The sequence below is a fragment of the Desulfitobacterium hafniense DCB-2 genome (genome assembly GCF_000021925.1).
Classification (GTDB): Bacteria; Bacillota; Desulfitobacteriia; order Desulfitobacteriales; family Desulfitobacteriaceae; genus Desulfitobacterium; species Desulfitobacterium hafniense.
Genome location: NC_011830.1, coordinates 1,454,372 through 1,476,732, shown reverse-complemented (window position 1 = coordinate 1,476,732; position 22,361 = coordinate 1,454,372). Strand labels below are relative to the sequence as shown.

23 protein-coding genes are annotated in these 22,361 nt (G+C 46.7%); 7 read left to right on the top strand and 16 right to left on the bottom strand.

Features of this window, described 5'->3' with window-relative positions:
* Positions 1-288: 288 nt before the first annotated feature.
* The 6 genes from DHAF_RS06850 (at position 289) to DHAF_RS06830 (ending at position 4,959) form a co-directional block, all read left to right on the top strand.
* The gene (locus DHAF_RS06850; RefSeq protein WP_015943389.1) at positions 289-1,056 is read left to right on the top strand and encodes a tRNA threonylcarbamoyladenosine dehydratase; all 768 of its coding nucleotides are present in this window, start codon (positions 289-291) and stop codon (positions 1,054-1,056) included.
* A 179-nt stretch (positions 1,057-1,235) separates the two neighbouring features.
* The gene (locus DHAF_RS06845; RefSeq protein ID WP_015943388.1) at positions 1,236-1,928 is read left to right on the top strand and encodes a response regulator transcription factor; all 693 of its coding nucleotides are present in this window, start codon (positions 1,236-1,238) and stop codon (positions 1,926-1,928) included.
* 4 nt (positions 1,929-1,932) lie between these two features.
* On the top strand, positions 1,933-3,324 hold the full coding sequence (locus DHAF_RS06840) for a sensor histidine kinase (RefSeq protein WP_015943387.1): 1,392 nt from the start codon (positions 1,933-1,935) through the stop codon (positions 3,322-3,324).
* 150 nt (positions 3,325-3,474) lie between these two features.
* On the top strand, positions 3,475-3,642 hold the full coding sequence (locus DHAF_RS26025) for a hypothetical protein (RefSeq protein ID WP_015943386.1): 168 nt from the start codon (positions 3,475-3,477) through the stop codon (positions 3,640-3,642).
* Between the two features lie 131 nt (positions 3,643-3,773).
* Positions 3,774-4,091 (top strand): TFIIB-type zinc ribbon-containing protein, encoded by a 318-nt coding sequence (locus DHAF_RS06835; protein ID WP_015943385.1) that lies wholly within the window; start codon positions 3,774-3,776, stop codon positions 4,089-4,091.
* Between the two features lie 325 nt (positions 4,092-4,416).
* Positions 4,417-4,959: a nitroreductase family protein gene (locus DHAF_RS06830; protein WP_015943384.1), complete on the top strand. Its 543-nt coding sequence runs from the start codon at positions 4,417-4,419 to the stop codon at positions 4,957-4,959.
* A 60-nt stretch (positions 4,960-5,019) separates the two neighbouring features.
* Here the strand turns inward: DHAF_RS06830 and DHAF_RS06825 are convergent, their stop codons facing one another.
* Positions 5,020-5,595, bottom strand: coding sequence for a DoxX family membrane protein (locus DHAF_RS06825; RefSeq protein WP_015943383.1), 576 nt, complete (start codon positions 5,593-5,595; stop codon positions 5,020-5,022).
* A gap of 333 nt (positions 5,596-5,928) precedes the next feature.
* On the opposite strand from DHAF_RS06825, the gene DHAF_RS06820 reads away from it, so the two are divergent.
* A complete protein-coding gene (locus DHAF_RS06820; protein WP_015943382.1) occupies positions 5,929-8,163 on the top strand; it encodes a sigma-54-dependent Fis family transcriptional regulator in 2,235 nt (744 codons plus the stop codon).
* An 81-nt stretch (positions 8,164-8,244) separates the two neighbouring features.
* On the opposite strand, the gene DHAF_RS06815 is transcribed toward DHAF_RS06820, so the two are convergent.
* From DHAF_RS06815 to DHAF_RS06745, 15 genes are all read right to left on the bottom strand, one after another.
* Positions 8,245-9,201, bottom strand: coding sequence for a radical SAM protein (locus DHAF_RS06815; protein ID WP_015943381.1), 957 nt, complete (start codon positions 9,199-9,201; stop codon positions 8,245-8,247).
* 46 nt (positions 9,202-9,247) lie between these two features.
* Positions 9,248-9,610 carry a NifB/NifX family molybdenum-iron cluster-binding protein gene (locus tag DHAF_RS06810; protein ID WP_015943380.1) on the bottom strand — a complete coding sequence of 121 codons (363 nt, stop codon included), beginning with the start codon at positions 9,608-9,610 and terminating at the stop codon, positions 9,248-9,250.
* An 18-nt stretch (positions 9,611-9,628) separates the two neighbouring features.
* A complete protein-coding gene (locus tag DHAF_RS06805) occupies positions 9,629-10,417 on the bottom strand; it encodes an ABC transporter ATP-binding protein (protein WP_015943379.1) in 789 nt (262 codons plus the stop codon).
* Positions 10,414-11,430 (bottom strand): ABC transporter permease, encoded by a 1,017-nt coding sequence (locus tag DHAF_RS06800; RefSeq protein WP_005817406.1) that lies wholly within the window; start codon positions 11,428-11,430, stop codon positions 10,414-10,416. Before DHAF_RS06800 ends, DHAF_RS06805 begins: the two co-directional genes overlap by 4 nt.
* A gap of 21 nt (positions 11,431-11,451) precedes the next feature.
* Positions 11,452-12,555: an ABC transporter substrate-binding protein gene (locus DHAF_RS06795; protein WP_015943378.1), complete on the bottom strand. Its 1,104-nt coding sequence runs from the start codon at positions 12,553-12,555 to the stop codon at positions 11,452-11,454.
* A 37-nt stretch (positions 12,556-12,592) separates the two neighbouring features.
* Complete coding sequence (locus DHAF_RS06790; protein WP_015943377.1) at positions 12,593-14,110, bottom strand: nitrogenase component 1; 1,518 nt, start codon at positions 14,108-14,110, stop codon at positions 12,593-12,595.
* 10 nt (positions 14,111-14,120) lie between these two features.
* On the bottom strand, positions 14,121-15,455 hold the full coding sequence (locus tag DHAF_RS06785; protein ID WP_015943376.1) for a nitrogenase component 1: 1,335 nt from the start codon (positions 15,453-15,455) through the stop codon (positions 14,121-14,123).
* A gap of 38 nt (positions 15,456-15,493) precedes the next feature.
* Entirely contained in the window at positions 15,494-16,372 is an 879-nt protein-coding gene (nifH, locus tag DHAF_RS06780; RefSeq protein ID WP_015943375.1) for a nitrogenase iron protein, read from the bottom strand.
* A gap of 197 nt (positions 16,373-16,569) precedes the next feature.
* On the bottom strand, positions 16,570-16,770 hold the full coding sequence (locus tag DHAF_RS06775) for a YezD family protein (protein WP_011461520.1): 201 nt from the start codon (positions 16,768-16,770) through the stop codon (positions 16,570-16,572).
* Between the two features lie 57 nt (positions 16,771-16,827).
* Positions 16,828-17,136, bottom strand: a complete 309-nt coding sequence (locus DHAF_RS06770) for a DUF2325 domain-containing protein (protein ID WP_005817412.1) — start codon at positions 17,134-17,136, stop codon at positions 16,828-16,830.
* A gap of 262 nt (positions 17,137-17,398) precedes the next feature.
* Positions 17,399-19,528, bottom strand: coding sequence for a molybdopterin-containing oxidoreductase family protein (locus DHAF_RS06765; RefSeq protein WP_020502638.1), 2,130 nt, complete (start codon positions 19,526-19,528; stop codon positions 17,399-17,401).
* Positions 19,529-19,822: 294 nt separating this feature from the next.
* Positions 19,823-20,545: a gamma-glutamyl-gamma-aminobutyrate hydrolase family protein gene (locus DHAF_RS06760; protein WP_015943373.1), complete on the bottom strand. Its 723-nt coding sequence runs from the start codon at positions 20,543-20,545 to the stop codon at positions 19,823-19,825.
* A 196-nt stretch (positions 20,546-20,741) separates the two neighbouring features.
* Positions 20,742-21,092 carry a type II toxin-antitoxin system PemK/MazF family toxin gene (locus DHAF_RS06755; RefSeq protein WP_005817423.1) on the bottom strand — a complete coding sequence of 117 codons (351 nt, stop codon included), beginning with the start codon at positions 21,090-21,092 and terminating at the stop codon, positions 20,742-20,744.
* Entirely contained in the window at positions 21,089-21,367 is a 279-nt protein-coding gene (locus DHAF_RS06750) for a CopG family ribbon-helix-helix protein (protein ID WP_011461523.1), read from the bottom strand. Before DHAF_RS06750 ends, DHAF_RS06755 begins: the two co-directional genes overlap by 4 nt.
* 229 nt (positions 21,368-21,596) lie before the next feature.
* Positions 21,597-22,361, bottom strand: coding sequence for a type 1 glutamine amidotransferase (locus DHAF_RS06745; protein WP_005817427.1), 765 nt, complete (start codon positions 22,359-22,361; stop codon positions 21,597-21,599).

Sequence of the window (22,361 nt, the reverse complement as noted above, 5' to 3'; positions counted from 1 at the left end):
CAAGTGAGCGATCGTCCACGGTCTGTACCTCACGAAACCTCTCAGAAAATAATAGCTTAAACGTAATCTTTACAAACTGGCCTTTCCTAAATATAATCAAAATACGAGAGTTTTTCAAGTAAGCCTATCATCTTTCTAATATTTTCTTGTTCTTCGTTCAGGGCACCGCCTTTCACACTCACTTTCTTTGCCTAAAACACTATGCTATACTGATTAACTGAAATCATCAGATCAATCCAATCAATCAATAAACTTCTACTAAACTTCCGACAAATGAGGAGGATACTCATGCAGCATAAATTCTCAAGAACTGAGCTTCTTATCGGCAAATCCGCCTTGGCGAAGCTCAGCCAAAGCACAGTCATCATCTTCGGCATAGGCGGCGTAGGCTCTTATACCGCAGAAGCCTTAGCACGGGCCGGCGTGGGGCATTTAATCCTCGTGGACTACGACGAGATTTGCCTGACCAATATCAACCGTCAGCTTCATGCTCTCCATTCCACCATCGGTAAAGCAAAGGTTGATGTCATGAAAAACCGCATCTTGGATATTAACCCCAAAGCAAAGGTGGATGCCGTTAAAGAATTCTTCTCCGCTGAGAATGCGGAAAGCTTCCTGGGCCAAAAGCCGGATTATGTGGTGGACGCCATCGATACCGTCTCCAGTAAAGTTGCCTTGGCTAAGGAATGCAGCCAGCGCAATATTCCCTTGATTGCCAGCATGGGCGCCGGCAATCGCCTTTCTGCCGAAAATTACCGCATTACAGATTTATCCAAGACCAGCGGTGATCCTTTGGCCAAGGCCGTGCGGAAATTACTGCGCAAAGAAGGGATTACCAAGGGAATCAAAGTCGTCTATTCTCCCGATCTCCCCCTTACTCCTCTGGATACGGAAGCCGACTGCCGCTCCAACTGCATTTGCCCGGGGGGCGATGCCCATTGTGCCCTTAAACGGCAGATTCCCGGCAGCATTTCCTTTGTTCCTCCTGTATCAGGACTTCTCATGGCCGGGCAGGTCGTGAATGACCTAATTGCCGATTGTCCCCGGGAGGCCTGAAAACTAAGAAGACCGAAAGCAAACGGCTTGGGTCTTCTTTATTTTTACCGATAGCTGTGATTTCCCTATGAAAAACTTATGAATTTCTTATGAATTCCATGAACAATTCCGAGTTATTACTTTCCAACAGCTGTTTGGTCCACTAAAATTAGACTATGTTGAAAAAGAGGTGAATCTCCATGCGAATTCTCTTGGTGGACGATGAAAAAAATATCAGCAATGTCCTTAAAGCTTATCTGCAACAAGAAGGGTTTCATGTGACCACAGCGGTCAATGGCCTCATAGCCTTGACCTTATTTAAAGAAAACTCTTACGACCTTGTCCTTCTCGATCTTATGCTGCCAGGTTTATCCGGTGAGGAAATCTGCAGAGAGATTCGTAAAATCTCGGCCACTCCCGTTATTATGCTCACAGCCAAGGTCGAATTGGAGGATCGGCTTCAAGGCCTTAATCTGGGCGCCGATGACTATATTGTTAAACCTTTCAGTCCCCGGGAAGTGGTAGCCCGGATCAAAGCCGTGCTTAGACGAACCCACATCGAGACCGCTCTCCTTGCCGACAGCATCACCTACGATAACGGTTTGACCATTGATAACGCACGGCACGAAGTCCGCTTTCAGGACGAAGCGATCCTCCTTACCCCCACTGAGTTCAAAATCCTTGGTGCTTTGGCCAAGTATCCGGGAAGAGTGTATTCCCGGGGACAGCTGGTACAAATCGTCCAAGGCCATGATTTTGGCGGGGATGAACGGGTGATTGACGCCCATATCAAAAAATTGCGCCAGAAACTGGAGGGTGTACCCGGTGATCCCAAAATCATTCTGACGGTCTATGGAGTCGGCTATAAATTCAACGCCCATAAGGAGGAGTAGCTTCATGCGTAAACGCTTATTTCTCTCCTTCCTGGCCATTATTCTCCTGACCTTATTGCTCAGCATTCTGTCCGTTAACTTTGTCTTCCAAAAACATTTCAGTGATTATCTCGCCCGCTCCACGGAAGTAACTCTGGAACAATTGCCCGAGCGTTTAAGCAGCAGTTTCTTCAGCCATGGGTGCTGGAATTCCGATTCTCTGTATAACATCGCCCACTCTCTTCCCTTTGGAACCCATATCGTGATCAAAGAGCCCTCCGGGAAGACCATCTTGACCCTCATCAATCCCATGGAATCTATGCTGAAAAATGATCCCGGTCTATGGATGGACATGGGTTTAAACTACACCATTGAGGAATGGAAAAACAAGACCCTTATGATCTCCGGTCCCAATGGAGTCTTTGCTGTTGCGGAAGTTCGCTATCCGGCCAGGGCCAAGGTTTTGAACCCTGCTGATCAGTCTTTTATTTCCGCTATCTACCAATCCTTGTTTCTGGCCGGAGCTTTGGCCTTGATCATTGGCATAATCCTGAGTTATTGGATCAGCCGGCGCCTGACTTCCCCTTTGCAGGGGTTGACGAAGGCCGTGCAGAGGGTAGGGGAAGGATTTCTGGACGAACAAGTCCCGGTTGCCACTAAGGATGAAGTCGGTCAATTGGCTACCGCTTTCAATGGGATGGCCGAAAGCCTGAAAAAGCAGGAACGGCTCCGCAAGCAGCTCACTGCAGATATTGCTCACGAATTGCGCACTCCCTTAACCTCTATCCGCAGTTATATCGAAGCCTTCCAAGACGGAGTTCTGCCAGCCGACAAGGAGAACCTTGCCATTATCAATGAAGAAATTGAGCGGTTGACAAGGTTATCCAGCGATCTTAAAGATCTCAATGTCGCGGAGATGGGAGCCTTACGCCCTTATTTGACTCAGGTCAATCTTTCCGCCCTTATCGATAAAACAGTGAATATGCTCTCCCCGCTTATCCAGGAAAAAGGAATTTCTTTAACATGGCACAAGCCTGAATCAATTCTTATCGAAGGGGATGAATACCTGCTAACCCGCCTCTTCTACAATCTTCTTCACAATGCTTACAAATTTACGGAAAGTCCGGGCAAAATTGAGGTTCAAATGGAGCTTCGCCATCAGGAGGTCCTGATCACCATTTCCGACTCTGGAATCGGTATTCCTGAAGAAGATCTTCCCTTTATTTTCGAACGGTTCTATCGCTCAGAAAAATCCCGCTCTCGGGAAACTGGCGGTACAGGCATCGGCCTCGCCTTAGCTCAACAGATCGCTCTTCTTCATCAAGGGACACTTACGGTCGAAAGCTGCCCAGATAAAGGCAGCCGATTTATGCTCCTACTTCCCCTAACCATTGGAGAAAAATCCACCTCCGTCTAAAACAGAAAGTTTCTCTGCCGTAAGGAGTCCGAAGGGTTTAATTCACATGATCTTCACAACAAAATTCACACGATATTCATGATTATCCGCTATGATGATGTTGTTATGGTATTGCCCATTTAAAATCAACTATTGTAGGGAGGAATTGAAATGATAAAAAAACTCGCTTTAGGAGTCATTACCGCAGCCCTGCTGATTGTCGGAACTACTGCCGTCTTTGCAGAAACCGGTGGTTCCGCGCAACCTGCTCAGAATCAAGGCTGCTACGGGCCACAATGCGGAGCGTCACCCTGCGGTCCTATCAATAACAGCTACTAATTCTAAGTCTGCGGCCACTTTCTGACCCACTCAGTCGCTAAAGGCTGATTATGTAAAAATTGTAGCCATGGTAGTTTTGAAAATTAAAATAACCATGCTATAATTTTTATATTAGAAAGGAGTGTTGCCTTTTGAAATGTCCAGTCTGTGATGCAGAACTGACCATGTCCGAAAGACAAGGTATAGAGATTGATTACTGCCCTAAATGCCGGGGTGTCTGGCTAGACCGAGGTGAGCTGGATAAAATCATTGAAAGAAGCAATTCTTTTGCCAATTCCGTAAACCCTGCCCCAGCCTCAAGTAATGCTCCTAATCCCGGACAGCAATACAGCGGACAAACTTATGAGCAGCCTTATGGGCAGCCTCAGCACAACCCCAATTATTCTAATCAGGATTACTATTACAAAAAGAAACGGCGTAAATCTTTCCTTGAAGAGTTATTTGACTAAACAGAGGACGTGTGAAATCTTAATTTTCTCACGGCCCATAAACTTAGAGACACTAATCTATTAAAGATGGCACGACCACCCTTACACCAGGGTAGCTGCCATTTTTCTCATATTATGAGCTATACAATCACCTGCCTTAGCTCTGCAGACCTCAATCCGGAATCTTGGCGTTTATAGACTCTTCATAGCCTTTAGTGACTCAATTGTGCCAAATCTTTCTATACAACTTCATTTACTAAATGTTTGGATTAGAGTAAAATTAACTAAACATTTTCCAAGCTTTGAAAACAAAGAAAACTTTGCTTGTTGGAGGAGAGACTGGATCATGGATACTATCAAGGCCATAGAGTTAAGAAAAAGTGTGCGGAGCTATCTGCCCAAACCTGTAGAAGCAGAAATTATAACCCAACTTGTGAGAGCCGGCAATAGTGCGCCTAAAGTGGGGATCTTCCATACTTCAGTCATTGAGAATCCTGGAATATTAGGAGAAATTAACGAAGAAGCCTTAGTACAATACAAAAACTCCGGCGACAAACTTCTGATGGGGCGGGCGGCACTGGAAGGGTATCAGCCCCTATACGGCGCTCCTGTCTTCTTTCTCTTTTCTGCCCCCTTTGCCAACCCTCTGAAAGAAGCCACCACCTCCTGTGCCGCAACATGTATTACCATAGCGGCAACAGCACTGGGACTGGGTTCTTGTTATATTCATTCTGCCTTACAGGGTATCAGAGGAAATTCAAAACTTATGGAAAAAATCGGTATCCCCTTTGGCTTAACTCCTATCTGCGGAGTCGTGGTAGGCCATTCTGCCGAACATTCCTTGCCCCCCCACCGTTCCATCACAGAAAATGTGAATTATTGCCGATAGAAAAAGCGCCTGCCCCGTGACTTGGTTGGGGCAGACGCTCATATTTATAGATTCAGATGATTAGCCCACTTGACTTATTGTGTTCTTTATTGCCCCTCTATGCCCGGCATCAACCGGGAAAAGATGTCTCAAGAACCCTTTGTTTAAGATGGGGAATTTATCCACCAGTTTATGCATAAAGAAACGATCTACACCAATTGCCCCCGAAGCAGCTGCAAAGTATAAAACAAATAAAAACCCAATAACCATTTGGGGGTTAGAAGATACTGTCCCGGAAAGTAAAAAGGAAAAATTCATGGTTAGGGCAAAAAATGCTGCTAAAGTGGTAAAACAACCAAGAATAAGACCCAGACCGATCATTACTTCACCGGTTTTAACCATAACAGCCATGATATCTGCATTAGGTAAGAACACATGGCTGATCAGCCAACCCCAAGTGTCGGTTACATTGGCTTTCCCGGTTTTACCCGCAGCTGCCATAGCTTCCGCCGTCTGAGCCAAGCCGCCTTTTAAGAATCCACCGACTGAGTCTCCGTTAAAACCGGTTTGGAACTTACCAATGCCGGCATTAAGGAAGTAGTAACCAAAGTAAAAGCGAATCAATAGGGCAATAACGGACTTGATTGGATTTTTCATCTAAAACCCTCCTGCAAAATTATAATTAAGATCAGTGCTTTTTTGATCTGAGGTTAGGCCTCCTCTCCCCGCCTCAGTAACACTTATATCTATATCAAGATTACGTTGCAAATATCATGCCAATACTAAAAAGGCTTATTCTCGCTATGCTATTCAGAATTAACGGTTAACTAATTAACACTGTCAAGTTAACAGTGTTAACTTAAGCCCTATTCACTTTGCTTTTATATCCGTCCTGTGCTAAAGAGACAGTTGTTAACACTGATGGCAGAAAGCAAAATTGTCTATGAGACTGCCATGAGGATTACCTTAAACAGATTAGGGAGAACGATTATGCGTGATGAACTATTTGAATCCTTTCCTTTTGGGATAATCCGTATAGACTCCACCAACAAAATACAGCGGATGAATCATTATGCCAAACAACTGACTCATGCTCTGGATCCGGAATCTTTAGAGACCCTTCTCACCTTAAAACCGAAAAATGATATTACCACATGGTCTGTGGCCAATCATCAGATTGCTTTAAATGTCGAACTCTTTATGGTAAGCGGCGACTCCAACCGCCTGCTTCTGCTTGGGTTGGAACCGAATTTTACATCTGCACTTCCTCCCCAGTTTGAACGAGCGCTTGAAGATCTGACCACAGATCCGGAAGAGATCGTGCTGCGAATTGTAACTATGATCAGCGAGGCAACCTCTTTTGAACGTTTTGATTTGGTACGGGTGAATCCCCAGCTTCGCAAATACAGCTATGCTTACTCCATTGGTTTGGAAATAGAGGGCAGTATCTACGCACCTTATTCTCAGATTCGCAAGACCGGTTTAGGCTGGATTTTAGAAACGGAAGCTCCCCAACTGAGCTCCTCTCTTCAGCCGGAAGGTTTCTCCTTCAGCGAGGATCCCATGCTCTATCGGACAGGATTTCGTTCCGCCCTGAGAGTTCCTATCCTCTTTGGTCACGAGGTAATCGGCGCCATCTTATTGGGCGGCACCAAAGCCTTGCAATTTGAGATAGAAGATGCCTATTTAATTAGCCAGATTTCCCGGCACTTCAGTCAGGCCTTTTATCATTCCGGAATAATCCAGGAACGCTCTTATCAGGCTATGGCTACATCAGCCTTTCTGCACAGCATGGCGGAAAACCTTAAAGATGATCACATCCTTGATTTTCTCAATGACTATTGCATTCAATTGCAAATCGCCACTCAGCTGGAAAGCATTTATCTTTGTCTCCTTGATCAGACTCACCAACAGCAAAAACTCCTCGTTAGCGCAGGCAGAAAATTTCCCCAGAAAAATGAGTGGAAACCTTTGGACAAGGAAATCGCCGCAATGCTTCAAGCAAAGAGTATTGTCTGCTATAGCTTAGTCCATACCTCAATCCAAAATACGGACGAACTTTTGAACCAGGGATTTACCTCTACTCTTTACGCTCCCATCGAACATCGGGAAACTATTGTCGCCGCGCTGGTGGCCGCCGCAATGGACGAAAAAGCTTCTTCCCCCTATATGTCCGGATTATTCAAAGTAGCTACAGAGCAACTTAGCTCTGTAGTAGCCCGCCTCCCAAACGCTCCCGGTGCTGTCCCTGAACCAAACTCTTCTCGGCAGCTCCCTAAGCCAACAAGAAAAGATCGTCTACAAGATCAAGAGACTTCCGGATTTTCACGAATTATCGGCAGCTCCAAAATCATGCAGGACACAATCCAGAACGCTGCCCGAGTTGCTCAATATGACTTCCCCATCTTGATTACCGGTGAAACAGGAACCGGGAAAGAGCTGCTGGCGAAAGCGATTCATCAATCAAGTCAAGTTGCTCAGGGTCCGTTTATTGTGGTTAATTCGGCAGCTATACCGGCTAATCTTTTAGAATCCGAGCTTTTCGGTTATCAGGAGGGGGCCTTTAGCGGCGGAGTGAAAGGCGGCAAGCCCGGAAAAATCCTGCTGGCCAATCGAGGAACTTTGTTTCTGGATGAGATTGGTGAGCTTTCTCCGGAACTGCAAGCAAAGCTCTTAAGAGTTATCCAGGAACAAGAAATAGAACCTTTAGGCGCTATCAAGCCCATTCCGATTAAGGTCCGCATTCTCTCCGCAACCCATCGCGACCTTAGTTCGATGGTTGAGCAAGGAGAATTCCGGGAAGATTTATTATATCGACTTAATTCTATTGAGATCAAAATCCCTCCCTTACGAGAGCGGGGGCAGGATATTCTGGAATTAGCCGAGCATATGCTTCAGTTCCTTGCTCAAAGTCATGATACTCCGGAAAAAACCCTTTCCCCTGGCGCTCAAGACCTCTTTCTCAAATACACTTGGCCGGGCAATATCCGCCAACTCCAAAATATTATCAACCGGCTTTACGTTTTTGCGGAAGGTTCCACCATTCATACTCAGGATCTGCCTCCCGACCTTCGGGTGGCTGAAACGGACAAGGGACATTCCGAAAAAGAGGAAATCGCAGGCTTACTTGCAGAGTTTGGAGGAAACAAAACCGCTCTGGCACAATATCTGGGGATTACCCGGACCGGTCTTTGGAAAAAGCTAAAACGTCTAGGACTTCAATAAGTGAATCAGGGGGACAGGTACCATTATTCAGATGAATAATGGTACCTGTCCCCCTGATTCACCCCTGCCAAAGGAACCCACTCACCCGTGGGAAAAAGTCTCCATTCTCCGTCCGCCATAAAGTTCAGCGGATAGATCTTCCTGGCCAATAATGCCGCAGGCATCAGCCCGGCAATGTTGGCAGTGACGGAATTGCTTTAGATAAACTTCTCCGTCACTACGGGCTTTATTGATTTGTTCGCAGGTGGGGGCCGGAATATCCTTCAGCTCATGCTGAGGTATAAGAGGGATGATATTATGCACTGTTGCCCCTGCCTGCTTTACAGTACGGGCAATATCTCCGATGCAGTGATCATTGATTGTGGGAATGAGTACTGTATTGACCTTGACTATTATCCCTCTTTGACTTGCTTGCTGAATCCCGCGCAATTGATGAGCAAGCAGTATCCGCCCCGCTTCTTCACCTCTGTAAACTTTCCCCTCCCAAAGGATATGAGAGACCACCTTGGATGCGCTCCAAGGGTCTACTGCATTGACTGTCACCGTAACAGTGCGGACTCCCAAATCATACAAAAGATCCGCTTTGCCGGGGAGAGCTAATCCATTGGTACTCAGGCATTTAATTAAGTGGGGGTACGCTTTGTGAACCTGCCGGAAAGCTTCGACTGCATGAAAAGAGGCCAGAGCATCCCCGGGTCCGGCAATCCCCACTACCGTGATTTCCGGACACAGTTCCAAGGCTTTGCCCACTATATCAACTGCTTCTTCTATGGGAAGGATGCCTTTGGCAACTCCGGGACGCAATTCCTTACTATTGCAGGCCCGCCGGCAAAACCGGCACTGGATATTGCAGGCGGGGCTGATCGGCAGGTGAAGTCTGCCCTTTTTCCCATGGACTGCTCCGTTGAAGCAGGGATGATCAGAGATATTAGGAGTTCGCAATTGATGCTCCATCTGAGTTTCTATCAGCTGCTCTATTTGATTGATGATCTGCCTTCGCAAGGGTCTTATACCCTGAGCTTCAATTTCCACGGCCATTTCAGCCACGACTTGCCTTTTCCTGAGTTGGGTGCCATGTTCATCATTAATGCTTATGATGAGCCCTCCTCTCCCTTTGCTTTTTCAGATAGGAGATATATCCTGCCAAGATATCTTCAATAAAGCCGGTCATCTCCAAGACCTGAACATTGTGTCTCTGCAGCACTGCCTTAGCGTAAGATCCTACTTTGACCGCAAAGAGAACCTGGCAGTCAGATAGTAAGGAGATACTATCTGCAAAAGTCTGATCATCATGCTCACCGAAACGGCAGGGAGGACTGTTTTCACGACGTTCCGCGAAGGTCCAGGCATAGGACTCCTCATTGATTTCCACGATATAAAAGCAGGGACTATGCCCAAAATGCTGACTTACGAATTTCCCATCCTTAGAGGCAAAGGCTGCCAACATAAGCACCTCCCCTTTCCTTCAGAGATAATATTCCGTTACCTCTTCATCAGCAAAATGCAGAAGCTTGAGGATCTGATTGCGATAATCGACAAATTCAGAGGCTCCCCGATTGCGGGGATGGTACATATCCAATTTTAACTCTTTCATGATGCGCCCCGGCCGGGGCGACATCACAATAATTCGATTGGAAAGATAGATAGCTTCGTCCACATCGTGGGTAATAAGGATCATGGTGGTACCGCGCTGCTTCCAGAGATTGATCAGCTCATCCTGGATATTCATGCGGGTAAAAGCATCCAGGGCACCCAAAGGTTCATCCAGAAGCAGAACATCCGGTTCATTGGCCAGTGCCCTAATCAGAGAAACCCGCTGGCTCATGCCTCCGGAAAGCTGATGAGGGTAAGATTTATGAAACTCCTCCAGCCCAATGAGTTGGAGCAATTTTGAAATGCTTTCTTTTTTCTCCTTATATTTCCCCTCTGCTTTCAGCCCGAAAGCAACGTTATCCCAGACATTGAGCCAGGGGAAAAGCGTCGGATCCTGAAAAACCAACCCTCGCCTGGCACTGGGTTCCTCTATCCTTTCACCATCGCAAAAAGCTCCTCCATGAGTGGGTGTCTCCAACCCGGCGATAATTCGCAAAAGGGTGGATTTACCGCAGCCGCTGGCCCCCACGATGGACACAAATTCTCCCGGCTGAATATCTATACTCACATCACTTAAGGCAGTCAGGGTCGTAGCCAGATCATTGCGGGCAAAAATTTTAGTAACATTCTTGATTTGGATATACCCTTTTCCTCCGTTCATTGGATCGTCCCTTCCTGCCAGCGCAATACTCGTTTTTTCACTTGGGTCAGCACGATGTTCACCACGGTAAAGGTCAGGCAAATGACAATAACCGCTGCATACATCTTGCCAAACTCCGCCCAGCCCTTTTGCCAGTTGATGTACCACCCCAAGCCTGACTCCACTCCCATCATCTCCGCAACCATAAGGGTAGTGCAGGCTACACTCATGCCCTGGGTTAACCCTTGAAAGATATTCGGCATAGCGGCAGGAAGAGCAACTTTAAAAACAAGCCGTCTCTGCCGTGCACCCAGGGTTCTGGCGACTTCAAAATAGGATTTGCGCACATTCGCAACTCCTGTCAGAGTGGCTATGGTCACCGGATACCAGACCCCTAAAGCAATGAGAAACACACTTCCTTTAAACAATGAAGACGCTATGATCAGAACAATAGGCAGCCAGGTGGTGGAAGGAATCGGGCCTAAGATCTTAATGATCGGCATAACCCAGTAATGAACTTTTTTCGACCATCCGGCAGTCACGCCGGTGATGAGGCCAACAATGCCTCCAAAAAAGTATCCCGTAAACAGCAGAATGAGCGAATTTCTGATGCAATCCAACAGCAGCACCCGGTCCTCAATGATGGCATTGAGAATCTTGTCCGGCCAGGGAAAGTAGGGAAGGGGCAATTTTCCGGTTTTAAGGGTCAGATAATCAAATATAATCAGCAAAATAAAAACTGCGCTATAGAAAGGAGCTTGAGCCCTTAAGCTTTCATGAACTTTTTTGGAGAAGAAAGATCCAATGAACCGTCCCAGCAGCAGGAGCACAAAGAATCCCACAAACAGCGGATAAACCGCTGTTGTGGTATTGAATTTATAGTTGGGCAGGAAATAATATTGCAGAAAGAGGATTACGGCCACGGCTACAGGTGCACCACTGATCATATAGTCTAAAGTTCGCTGCCATTCAGTCTTGGGGCGTTTTTCCAATTCTGCCAGCTGGTCGCTGGTCAACGGCGGTGTGGTGCTCATGATAATTTCCCCTTTCGCTCATTAATTCTTCAGATCTTCCAGCTCAAACCGATGCCAGACTTGTTTCTTAAAGGTTTCAGCATCAAGATTCTGATCGATGACACCCAATGCCTTATATTCGTCGATAGAATCATAGATGGATTTTTCCGTGCCATCGTTGGTGACGTTATAATTATAGAGCTTAAGCAAATCCATGGCATAATCAACACTGCCACTGATATGCTTATTATCCAGGAGAATCTGAGCTGTTTCTTCTTTATTTTCCTCCACCCACAGACTGGCCTTGTAAATTGCTCTGGTAATTTTTTCGGCAGTTACAGGATTCTCACGGATAAAATCTCCTGAGATACCCAGTACGCAGCAGGTTTCATTCTTAAAATCTTCATCCAGAGTAGTGGAGCGAATTCTTTTCACCAGTCCTTCCTGGACCCATTTCTCAGCTAGTTGATCCGCAAGTACGGCTATGGAAGCTTCACCTTTCTGCAATACCTGAAGAGCCTGTTCGGCAGGGAAGTCCTTCCAAGTAAAATCTCCTGGAACGTACCCATCATGGGCAATCAGACGATAAGCAATGTTATGATAGATACCGCCGATCCCGCCATTAATGGCCACAACCTTTCCTTTGGCATCCGCAAAGGAATTGATGGGCGAATCAGCCAGGGCAATGGCCGAGGCGCAGCCGGTGTGCAGGCCGACCGTAAATACCAGATCCACTCCGCTGGTGATGGGTTTAAGCCAGCCGGCAACCATGCCTGCCGAGGTATCGATCTTCCCGCCCACAATAGCGTCACGGGTATCTTCGGCACGGGTCAGCTCCGTATTAAGTCCTTCCGCCTCGAAAAAGCCTTTTTCTTGAGCAATGGCGATGGGCGCCTGGCACAGCCCGCCATTGTACCCAATATGAATCACCCGTTTGGCGGCCGGCTCCGCTTGATAGGCTGCCTCATATTGCTCCGGGGTCAGATTGGCGGATTCTCCGGGCTGCGGCTGTTCTGTCCCGACTTGGCTGCTTTGGGCCGGAGCCCCTTGGTTCGAAGCGCAGCCTGTAAGACTCCCTGCCAGCAGCGCTCCTGCAAGAAGCACTGCGGTTAATCGGAATACCAAGCCTCTTTGCGGTTTTCTCATACTCATCTTCTCCTTCTCATCATCTATTTTTCCTGGCTCATCCTTTGAGGTAACTGAAAGGATCCTTTTCGTACCATTCCTTTTTATAAGGAAGGTTCACATGTTGGGCCAAACGCCTGGGCAATGAAGTATTCTCAAAGGCAAAAGCGATCCGTTTGACCAGGGAGAACAGCCCTCTGTATCCAAAGTAGGCCCGATCCACATCGAATAACTGAATGGCCGGCACCCCCATCTTCGCTACCCAACCCTGGGTGCCGTTGTGGGCAATCACCAAATCCGGCTGATACCGGGCGATTTGATTGGCCAATTCAAACAGTTGGTTGCTTACCGACACGTGAACTTCGGGCAACTCATCAACCAAGGAGCCATAAACAGGCTCTGCACCGTTATCATAGTGATAGGCTCTCACACCGATGACTTCCAGGCCCAGGTCCTTGAGAACTTTTGCTTCTTCGGCTACGCGGATGACCCCGCCGCTGATCAATACACGCTTGCCCTTTAGGGCCGGCAGGAAGGGCTGAAGGGCTTCGTTCACCTGCTTTTCCTCTTGGTCTGCCAGCCGATTAGCTTTCTCTTCCAGGTCGAAATGCTCTGCCACCGCAAGGAGCCATTTTCTCACTGCTTTCGTACCGATAGGCATTCCTTGGATTACATAGGGTAGAGCGTATTTATCCTGCAAATAAGCAAGCAGATAATCGTCATGAACATTGCACATGCTGATATTCAACGCAGCCTGAGACATTTTACGGTACTCAGCCAAGGAACTGTATTCTGTGTAAACCTGTACATTAAGGTTCAAGGCCTTTAACAAACGCACCAGTTCTTCCTCATCGGCAGGGCCGATGGAGGTGGCGTTAAACAAATTGACCGTGCGGCTTTTCCGGTAAGCAAATTGTTGAGCTGCCAACTCATATCCGGGATCATTTTCCTTAAGGGGAATAAAAGCCTCAGCGGGAAGCGGTTCTAAAGGAAGATGCTTAAGCAGTCCGTGATAAAAGGAATCATAAGCCGTTGCCACCACACGGGTTCGAAAGCCCGGGCAATGAATGGAGACCAGATGAGCAGCAACTCCTTTCTGGGTTTGATGAACTACTTCTTCCACATCATCACCAATGATGCTTGGGGTACAGGTGGATACTACAAAAATGATCTCAGGACGGAAGGTTTTGTCCGCATATTCGACCGTTTCTCTAAGCTTTTTTTCCCCGCCGCCGATGACGTCTGACTCCTGCAAATTGGTTGACAGCCAGACCAGGGCCTGCGGCTTCTTTCCCCGCTTCGCTTTGCCTTTATTGGCTGCGGGCCCAAGACTATGCAGTGTGCTTCCGCACCCCACCGGACCATGCATAATGATGACTGAATTCTCCACCGTTGCGGCCATCATCAGGGACAACTGCATCTGGCAGGCACCGGCTTGCCAAAACTTCCTGTTTTTTTGCAGCATGCATCCCGATTGGGCGCAGTCCAACAGTTCTTTCCCGCAACCGCTGAAGCTGTCCCCTATGGTCAGACGCTGTTCCCGGGTGGGGGGAATATTTTGTTCATAATAGCTCATGTTTGACCTCCTACTTCGGGGCGACAAGGACATCGATCAGATCTTCAAATAAGTGCAGCCCGCCCCGGTATCCTGAATACCCCCGGTCCACAATGATGCGGTTGTATACGGGGAAGCTGACGCTTAAGTAATGGAGACCCCGGCCGACTGCCAGCTCCTTCTCCAGTGAACTGCCTAAGAGATAAAGAGGTGCATAGGCATCAAAGTAACGCTGCCCCTGGTCCTGAGGATGCCTTTGCCTGAGAGTCACACCGATGCGGCTGGTGTCCCTTTCAAATATCAACTCACCCAGTAAATTCTTCGCCTGAAATGCCTCCCTGAGTCTTTCTTTTTGTCCGTCATGAAGAAGATCGGTTATGAAAATATCTTTGGGTACCCACCCCAATTCCTTTTCTAAAAACTCGGCATAGGGGATGGCATAGTTGGAGTTAGTGATTATGGCTGCATAAAATTTGTAGTCAGCATCGGTAAAAATATCCACAGCCCGTTGGAAATAGCCATAATACTCTTTGTTTTCCTGGGCAATAACCTCTTCAACCCTTTGCGGTTCTATCTCCAGCTTTTCAGCAACCTCCCTCAGAAAATGGTCAGTGGCTTCAGGGCCGATGGGCAAATCAGTAATCCAGTAGGGTGTTCCATGTGTTTGCTCAAAGTTCTTCACAAACTCCACTCCCCACACATGGGAAAACAGAATATTTAAAGTGGCTGACGGAGCACTGGTAAGGTTGGCGAAGGTCTGATCTGGGGTAAAGAAGGTATTGGCTTCCAGGCCCAGCTTTTCTAATAGCCGTTTTATTTCACTTAGATCTCCCCGGAAAAACGGGTCGTAAGAGGGCACCAAACCAAAAAGATTGACCAGTTTAGGTTTTTTAGAGTTAGACCTGGGCAAATACTTGTTAAAAATACCTTCCAGGGTGATGGAATAGCCCGCATAGGCATCTCCCTTAAAACTAGGAGTGCTGATGGCGATGACAGGCTTTCTCCCGCCGGCAAATTCACTGACAACACCCTGCACGTCATCTCCGATCATCTCGGTCATGCAGCCGGTAGCTACGACGAATAAGTCGGCATCAATAAGGTCCAGCGTGGATTGAATTTCCTCATGCAGACGGTCACTGCCGCCAAAGACAATTTCCGTCTCGGTCACGGCACTGGTAGGCGCACTTTGACCACTGGCATAGCTGGAACCGCAGTATCCGGCTCCAAAAGCCGCGGCACCGCTGAGATTGCCTCCGCAGCCGAGGGCGCTGTGAATTATGGGCACCACCCTGGGCAGAGCACTCATGGTGGCCAGAGCCCCTCCCAATGCGCAGGATGTTCGCGGTCTTTCGATAAAGATTGCCATGGTTTTCCTCCCCTAAAGTCTTAATCAGATAAAAGCGGCTAAATCCCCGCAGCATTTCCCCCGACGACCACTCCCCTTTCCAAGGCCAACAATTGATCTGACCAGCTTGTCGCCCACTCTTGCAGTTCTTTTATTTCCAAGGGAGCGGGAACCTTAGAGCTTTTATGCTCCACAATTTTTTCGGCCAGGCGGGTATATACTTTTGCTTGTTCGGATTCAGGAGCAGCTTCAATGGTGGTCTTTCCCTGCAACTCACTTTGGGTTACTGTAATGGAGCGGGGAATATATTCCACCACCTGGGTCTGAGTCCGTTCAACAAAATCATCGACAATGGCTTTGGCATAGCCCTGGTTGATGGAATTGGCAATGACGCCCCCCAACAACGCTCCACCTGAATTGGAATATTTCTTGATCCCTTTAAAGAGATTATTGGAGGCATAAATGCTCATAAAATCTGATGAGGAAACCGTAAACACATGTTCGGCGATCCCTTCCCGAATCGGAATCGCAAACCCTCCGCAAACCACGTCCCCTAATACGTCATAAATGACAAAATCCAAATCCAGGCTTGCAAAGACTTTTTGCTGCTTAAACAATTCCACCGCTGTGATAATCCCCCGTCCCGCGCAGCCCACACCCGGGGCCGGGCCTCCTGCCTCCACGCAATAGATTCCATTGAAGCCCTCAAAGATTACTTCGGATGCTTTCACCACACTTTTTTCCCTCAAGGTATCCAGCACCGTAGGGATATACTTTCCTCCCCGCAGCGTATTGGTGGAATCGCTCTTAGGATCGCAGCCAAACTGCATCACCTTATACCCGAGCTTTGACAAAGCTGCACTTAGATTTGATGTGGTGGTGGATTTGCCAATCCCTCCCTTGCCATAAATTGCAATCTGTGTGATTTTCTTTTCCATAACACCCTCCGCAAAAATTAGTTCTGTCTACTCCATACACTTCCGATGTGATCACTAAGCTAAAATCTTTACACAAAAGAAAAAGAGATCAAGTATATACCTTAAGATAAGGTCCTGCTTAATCTCCAGTTTACTGGTCAATTATTATCAAGTTGTCAGGTTTTGATGCTTAATCCCTATAGATTATGATCCTTTAACTAGGCTGTTCCTTTTCTGTTAACTTGGTTTTTTAACCTGAATTTCTCATTTTTATCAATCTGGATGACAATACCATCTTGAACAATTATCGTGACAGAACCATGTTTCATTGAGTCAATAATTTCTAATAGTGTTACTACCCATGAAGGATTAACCTGGCTGACGGCGGGTTGGACTTTTTCGCTCTCTTTAATCCTCAACACCTCCTGACAAGGGTACTTGATCAAGGCATTCCTGAATACGCCGCCTGAAACTATCTATGCTGTATACGCAGGTTTTCCCGCAATTTGCTTAACTATAGAGGAAATTCCAATTCCCCTGGAAAAAAGCACTTCTTTATGGCATTTTTTTGCTGCCTTTTTGGTATCCCACATACTGGCATGTGAACAAGCTCCCAGAATTACGATTACCAAATCCACGTCTTTAATTAATTTCTCTAAATTCCTTTTATTATGTTTCTTCGGAATGCCATCATAAAAGTGAATTTCGACCCGGCCTGTTTTTCCCAGAAGCTTACCATATGTTTCTTGATTATGATTTTGCCCACCTACGATAGCAATCCTCATTTTAATCCCTCTCCTTCCACTAGATGATAACACTTTTCAACACTTACTTATCCAATCAATTTACTATGTTTTGCATTAAAAAAAGAGAGCTGCAAACTTCATACCATTCTTTAATTTGTCTATGCAAAAAATTATATGTTTTTATTTTAATATTATTCCTATAGGATTTATAAATATATCTTAAGGGGTATTCTATTCTACAACAGATCTTTTGTCAATAGGAATTTCATCAAATTTTCTTCCCTTACATTCCCGGATTCTCTTATGTTCTTTCAATCTGGCATAAAAGTGCTTTCAACACCGGGAACCCGGAGATTGGATCGCGATTATAGAAATCAGTCAAATTATTGGCATTGGCATGGCGCCAGGGTTCCGCCTGGATCGGCCCTCCCCCGCCCACATTAAGTTCTACCACTCCCTGGGGAATGTCTTCCGTTACGGCAGCATAAAACTCCACACTTCCTCGTTCCGTAAGAATGACAACCTTATCGCCATTCCGGACACCACGAAGGAAAGCATCTTCCGGATTAATAATGACCTGAGGTTTTTCTTGAAGTTTGAGCAAACCAGGGATATTCAAATGCTGGGAACGGAAAGTAGATTGAATTCTCGCTCCGGTATTCAAAATCAAAGGATATTTCTTATACAAATCCGGGTTGCCGAACTTCCCTTCTGCGGGTTCTGAGTATACCGGCAAGCCGTCGTATCCATATTGGAGCAGTATGCCGGCATTGATTTCTACTTTGCCGGAGGGGGTATTAAATCCTGCTTGACCATCAGCCCGCAGCAACCCTTTCGCGTATTTTTGATACTGCGGTTCCGGCCGGGGTAAAAGAATTCCATCTTCTGCTTCCTGCAATCTCTCCAATACTTCAGGATTTTCAGCAAAAGCCTGCTTTAAAAACTCATCATCACCTTGAGGAAACAGCTCGCCATATCCTAACCGTTCAGCCAAAGCCGCCAAGATTGCCAAGTCGCTTTTTGCTTCACCCACTGGTTCAATCACTGGTCGTCTTAAACGCAGATAACCTGGATAACGCTGATAAGATGTGTTTTCAAAATAGGTTGTAGCCGGCAGCACTACGTCTGCGAATTGAGCATCCCGGGTGAGAAAACGATCTATTACCACCAAGAAATCCAAGCTTGCAAAGGTCTCTTCCCATATGTGGGTTTGGGGATAGGAGGTCAAAATAGATGCACCTATATTGATCAGCCCTTTGATTGGGTAGGGTTTACCTTCTAAGACTGCTTTGGGGAATTCCATAAATTGAGCACTTTCCGTGAGTTCGTAGAACAGTGGGTATTCTGCCGCACCAATCGGAGCTATGCCTTCAGGTTTATAGGCAAATAATCTTTGGTTCCCTGATCGCAAGGCCTGATTGATGATCAGTCCACCGGGTACATCGATATTTCCGGTTATGGCCCAAAGAAGATAGACCGCTCGAATGGATTGTACTCCCCCATTGGAATACTCCAATCCGGTATACGTCCTTAAAGTCGTATGCTTCGTTGTTGCAATCAGACGGGCCAATTGAATGACTTGCTCAGCTGGAACCCCAGTAATTTTCTCCACTTCAACAGGGGAAAATTCTTTCACATATTCCCTTAGCTCGGCAAAGCCTATAGTCCAGCTCTCCACAAATTCTTTGTCATATAATTCTTCTTCAATCACCAAATTGAGAAGACCTAAAGCTAACGCGCCATCCGTCCCCGGGCGAACAGCGATCCACTGATCCGCTCTTTTGGCAATATCGCTGCGCATATGGTCAATGGCAATAATCCCTATTCCTTTCTGCTTCGCTTTTAGAATCCGGTCAAACATAAAGGGCGGGGAATCCGTAGCAGGATTTGCTCCCCAGACAACAATCAGCTTGCTGTTCTCAATATCCGGTTCTAAAGCGGGTCCCAGCAGCCCGAAATTCGCCTTAGGTGCCAATACACCGAAAGAGGTGAAACATAAGGAGCTTACACTAGCCACATTAGGAGAGCCAAAAGGCCAAAGAAATCTGGAAGTCATGGTTTCCCCACCACCGGTGAACTCCGCAAAAGACTGTTCAAAGGTTCCCCTTCCGCTATGACTGGCTACCGCTTGAGGGCCATATTTCTCCTTAATTGCCAGGAGCCTCTCAGCCACATAATTCAAAGCTTCATCCCAGGTGGTTTCCCTAAATTGACCGTCTCCCCGTTTTCCTGTACGAATCAGCGGTTTTTTCAAACGATCAGGTGAGTGAACCACTTCAGGTGCATGTTTTCCCCGAATGCATAAGGCTCCAAAAGGAACCCCCTTTAAAGGAGAGATCTCCACTAATTCACCGTTCTTAACTCCAACTTCTACAGCGCACCCTCCCGGGCAAATCCCGCAAATTGTTTTCTGGGTTACCTTGGTACTCATTTTCATCCCACCTACCCCTTCTTATTTTGTCAAACATAAAGTGATTCCGCCTGCCTTAATGACCCTAATTCCTGCCTTAACAATGACTGTATCAATTATCCGCTTGAGTCCTCCATTCATGGTTTTCATGGTTATATAATAAAGGCCCCATAACATCAGTATTTCACTAATGTCATAGGGCCTTTAGTTGACTAATCAGCCATTGAGTTAAGGAGATATTCAATTATATACCCGACTAAACCTAGTTGATTACTTTTATTTATAAAGCAATTTTAATCTAACACTATTAAAATGTCAATGCCTTCTTCTATAATATCCTGCCCCTGCCGCCACTAACTCCTGAAATATCTTTTGACTGCTCTTATCCTTCATCATCACTTCAGGATGCCATTGCACTCCTATGCAGAAATGGGCGTCAACTTTCTCAATCCCTTCGATGATCCCATCGGGAGCGACAGCGCTGATCACAAATCCTTGAGGAGCCTCGGAAACTGCCTGGTGATGAACACTGTTAACTGCGATTCGCTCTTCACCAAGGAAGGTCCTTAATCGGGATTCCTTGAGAGTTATTTCATGCCAGGAGAAGTCCCGGGGGGCTTTCATCTTATGCTCCATAGATTCTGGGCATTGGCTGATAATATCCTGAAAAATCTTTCCGCCTGCGGCTACAGCCAGCACTTGAATCCCTTTGCATATCCCTAAGAGAGGAAGGTTCACTTCCAGAGCCTTTTGGGTCAGGAGAATCTCACTGAAATCCCGATCCGGCAGACAATCTCCGATTCCCCGCAGCGGATCTTCCCCCAGCAAAATAGGAGAGATATCCCCTCCACCCGTAAGGATAAGTCCATCCATAAGGGCAATGACTTCCTCGGCATCTTCAGCGGCAGCGACTGGGGGTAATAGTATGGGCTGCCCTCCCGCTTCCCTAACCGCTTCCACATAGCGGGCCCGCGGATAGGATTTTAGCTCCTCATTACAATGAGCAGCAGTTATGCCAATGACAGGTTTGCGCTTCATTATGTATCTCCTCTCCATACATTTCTCTACACCGTCTTTATAGCGTATGATTATTGGGCCGCTCAGAGCCTCTTCCCTAAACATACTATTCAATACTCTGCATTAAGTGATGAAGAATAAAAACAGCATTAGTCGTTCCGACCAACGCTGCCGCTGTGTTTATCTTAATTTATCTTCATTCCATGTATTATACTCATTAAATATCAGTCAGTCCTAAACTGATTTCAATCGCTTGATCCACCCTCAGCATCACTTCTTCATCAAGAACGGCGACCTTCTCCTTGAGGCGGCTTTTGTCAATCGTTCGGATCTGTTCCGTCAAAATGACCGAATCCCGTTCCAAACCACTGCGCTTGGCCCGCACCTCCACATGAGTCGGCAGCTTTGCTTTAGCAATCTGAGATGTAATCGCAGCTATAATAGTCGTCGGACTAAACTGATTTCCGATATCATTTTGGATCACCAACACAGGGCGGGTACCGCCTTGCTCGGATCCGACGACGGGGTTGAGTTCAGCATAGTAGATTTCCCCGCGTTTTATAATCATCTCTGACACTCCACATTAGAATCTTCATAAACCACCTGGACCTCTTCCTCAGCAAGGAACAGCTCTCTGGCAATGGCTAAGTTCAATTGAGCCATTTCCTCATAACCTTTACGCATCTGTTCGCGGATTCCCCGTTTCCGGCGTTCATGAAGAACACTGTTGATTGCTTCACGTATAAATTCGCTACGATTTCTATTCTCAAGCGTAACGACATCATCCACTTCCGCGAGCAAATTCTCCGGCAAACTAATCATTATCCGCTTACTCTCTGCCACACCAGCACCCCCAAGTCATTTAGCCACAGCTATACTTCATTATAGACAATAACCCTAAAAAGTGTCAACGAAGTATGACGTTGAGATAAGCTAAAAAACCTTCAAATCAGCCTTATTCGCCATGTAAATTTTGGCATTCCTTGGTTTTCGCCATTAATTAGCTTATTTTTCGGGATTATATCTATTATATGAGTATAGCCTCAATGATATACTCTCAATCTGCATTCTGCTAAATTTTCTTCTGCTTGGCAAGAATTCGTTCCACTACGCTTTCATGGGCAAGTCTTTCCAATTGATCATCTAAAAGAGTTAAGTTCCCGGCTTCTCCTCTTCTTTCCATGGCTAATTTCAGCAACACATCAGCAAAATGAGGATTCTTAGGCAGCAGGGGGCCATGCAGATAGGTTCCAAAGACATTTTTATAGCGCATGCCCTCTCCTTGATCCTCGCCATTATTCCCATGACCATGGATGACCTTGCCCAGGGGTTCTAGTCCAGGGCCAAGATAAGTTCTCCCCGAATGATTTTCGAATCCCACCAAAGTAGACAGGGAACCGGAATTCACCTCTGCCAGCTCTTCAAGCTCTAAATTCACCACCACATTGCCGATCAAGCGGTTGGCACCGGCCACGGTCCAGAGATCCAGAATCCCCAAACCGGGAATCCTCTGCCCCTCAGCGGTCTGATAGTATTGACCCAGAAGCTGATAACCACCGCAGATGGATAATACCACCAGTCCATCTTCAATGGCTGCCTTTAATTCCTCAACCCGTCCCATCAGGTCAGCCACGAGTATGTTTTGTTCCCGATCCGATCCTCCCCCGAGAAACAAGATATCCAAAGCATGAAAATCAATCTGCTCCCCTAAAGAAACATTTTGCACCTCAAAATCTAACCCACGCCAACGGGTTCGTGCTGCCAAGACCAGAATATTTCCTCGATCCCCATAGAGATCCAACAAATCCGGATAGAGATGGCCGAGTTTGATTTTCAA

Coding starts and splice junctions, on each gene's coding strand:
- DHAF_RS06850 (WP_015943389.1), top strand. CDS start 289: ATGCAGCATAAATTCTCAAGAACTGAGCTTCTTATCGGCAAATCCGCC.
- DHAF_RS06845 (WP_015943388.1), top strand. CDS start 1,236: ATGCGAATTCTCTTGGTGGACGATGAAAAAAATATCAGCAATGTCCTT.
- DHAF_RS06840 (WP_015943387.1), top strand. CDS start 1,933: ATGCGTAAACGCTTATTTCTCTCCTTCCTGGCCATTATTCTCCTGACC.
- DHAF_RS26025 (WP_015943386.1), top strand. CDS start 3,475: ATGATAAAAAAACTCGCTTTAGGAGTCATTACCGCAGCCCTGCTGATT.
- DHAF_RS06830 (WP_015943384.1), top strand. CDS start 4,417: ATGGATACTATCAAGGCCATAGAGTTAAGAAAAAGTGTGCGGAGCTAT.
- DHAF_RS06825 (WP_015943383.1), bottom strand. CDS start 5,595: ATGAAAAATCCAATCAAGTCCGTTATTGCCCTATTGATTCGCTTTTAC.
- DHAF_RS06820 (WP_015943382.1), top strand. CDS start 5,929: ATGCGTGATGAACTATTTGAATCCTTTCCTTTTGGGATAATCCGTATA.
- DHAF_RS06815 (WP_015943381.1), bottom strand. CDS start 9,201: ATGGCCGTGGAAATTGAAGCTCAGGGTATAAGACCCTTGCGAAGGCAG.
- DHAF_RS06810 (WP_015943380.1), bottom strand. CDS start 9,610: ATGTTGGCAGCCTTTGCCTCTAAGGATGGGAAATTCGTAAGTCAGCAT.
- DHAF_RS06805 (WP_015943379.1), bottom strand. CDS start 10,417: ATGAACGGAGGAAAAGGGTATATCCAAATCAAGAATGTTACTAAAATT.
- DHAF_RS06800 (WP_005817406.1), bottom strand. CDS start 11,430: ATGAGCACCACACCGCCGTTGACCAGCGACCAGCTGGCAGAATTGGAA.
- DHAF_RS06795 (WP_015943378.1), bottom strand. CDS start 12,555: ATGAGAAAACCGCAAAGAGGCTTGGTATTCCGATTAACCGCAGTGCTT.
- DHAF_RS06790 (WP_015943377.1), bottom strand. CDS start 14,110: ATGAGCTATTATGAACAAAATATTCCCCCCACCCGGGAACAGCGTCTG.
- DHAF_RS06785 (WP_015943376.1), bottom strand. CDS start 15,455: ATGGCAATCTTTATCGAAAGACCGCGAACATCCTGCGCATTGGGAGGG.
- nifH (WP_015943375.1), bottom strand. CDS start 16,372: ATGGAAAAGAAAATCACACAGATTGCAATTTATGGCAAGGGAGGGATT.
- DHAF_RS06770 (WP_005817412.1), bottom strand. CDS start 17,136: ATGAGGATTGCTATCGTAGGTGGGCAAAATCATAATCAAGAAACATAT.
- DHAF_RS06765 (WP_020502638.1), bottom strand. CDS start 19,528: ATGAGTACCAAGGTAACCCAGAAAACAATTTGCGGGATTTGCCCGGGA.
- DHAF_RS06760 (WP_015943373.1), bottom strand. CDS start 20,545: ATGAAGCGCAAACCTGTCATTGGCATAACTGCTGCTCATTGTAATGAG.
- DHAF_RS06755 (WP_005817423.1), bottom strand. CDS start 21,092: ATGATTATAAAACGCGGGGAAATCTACTATGCTGAACTCAACCCCGTC.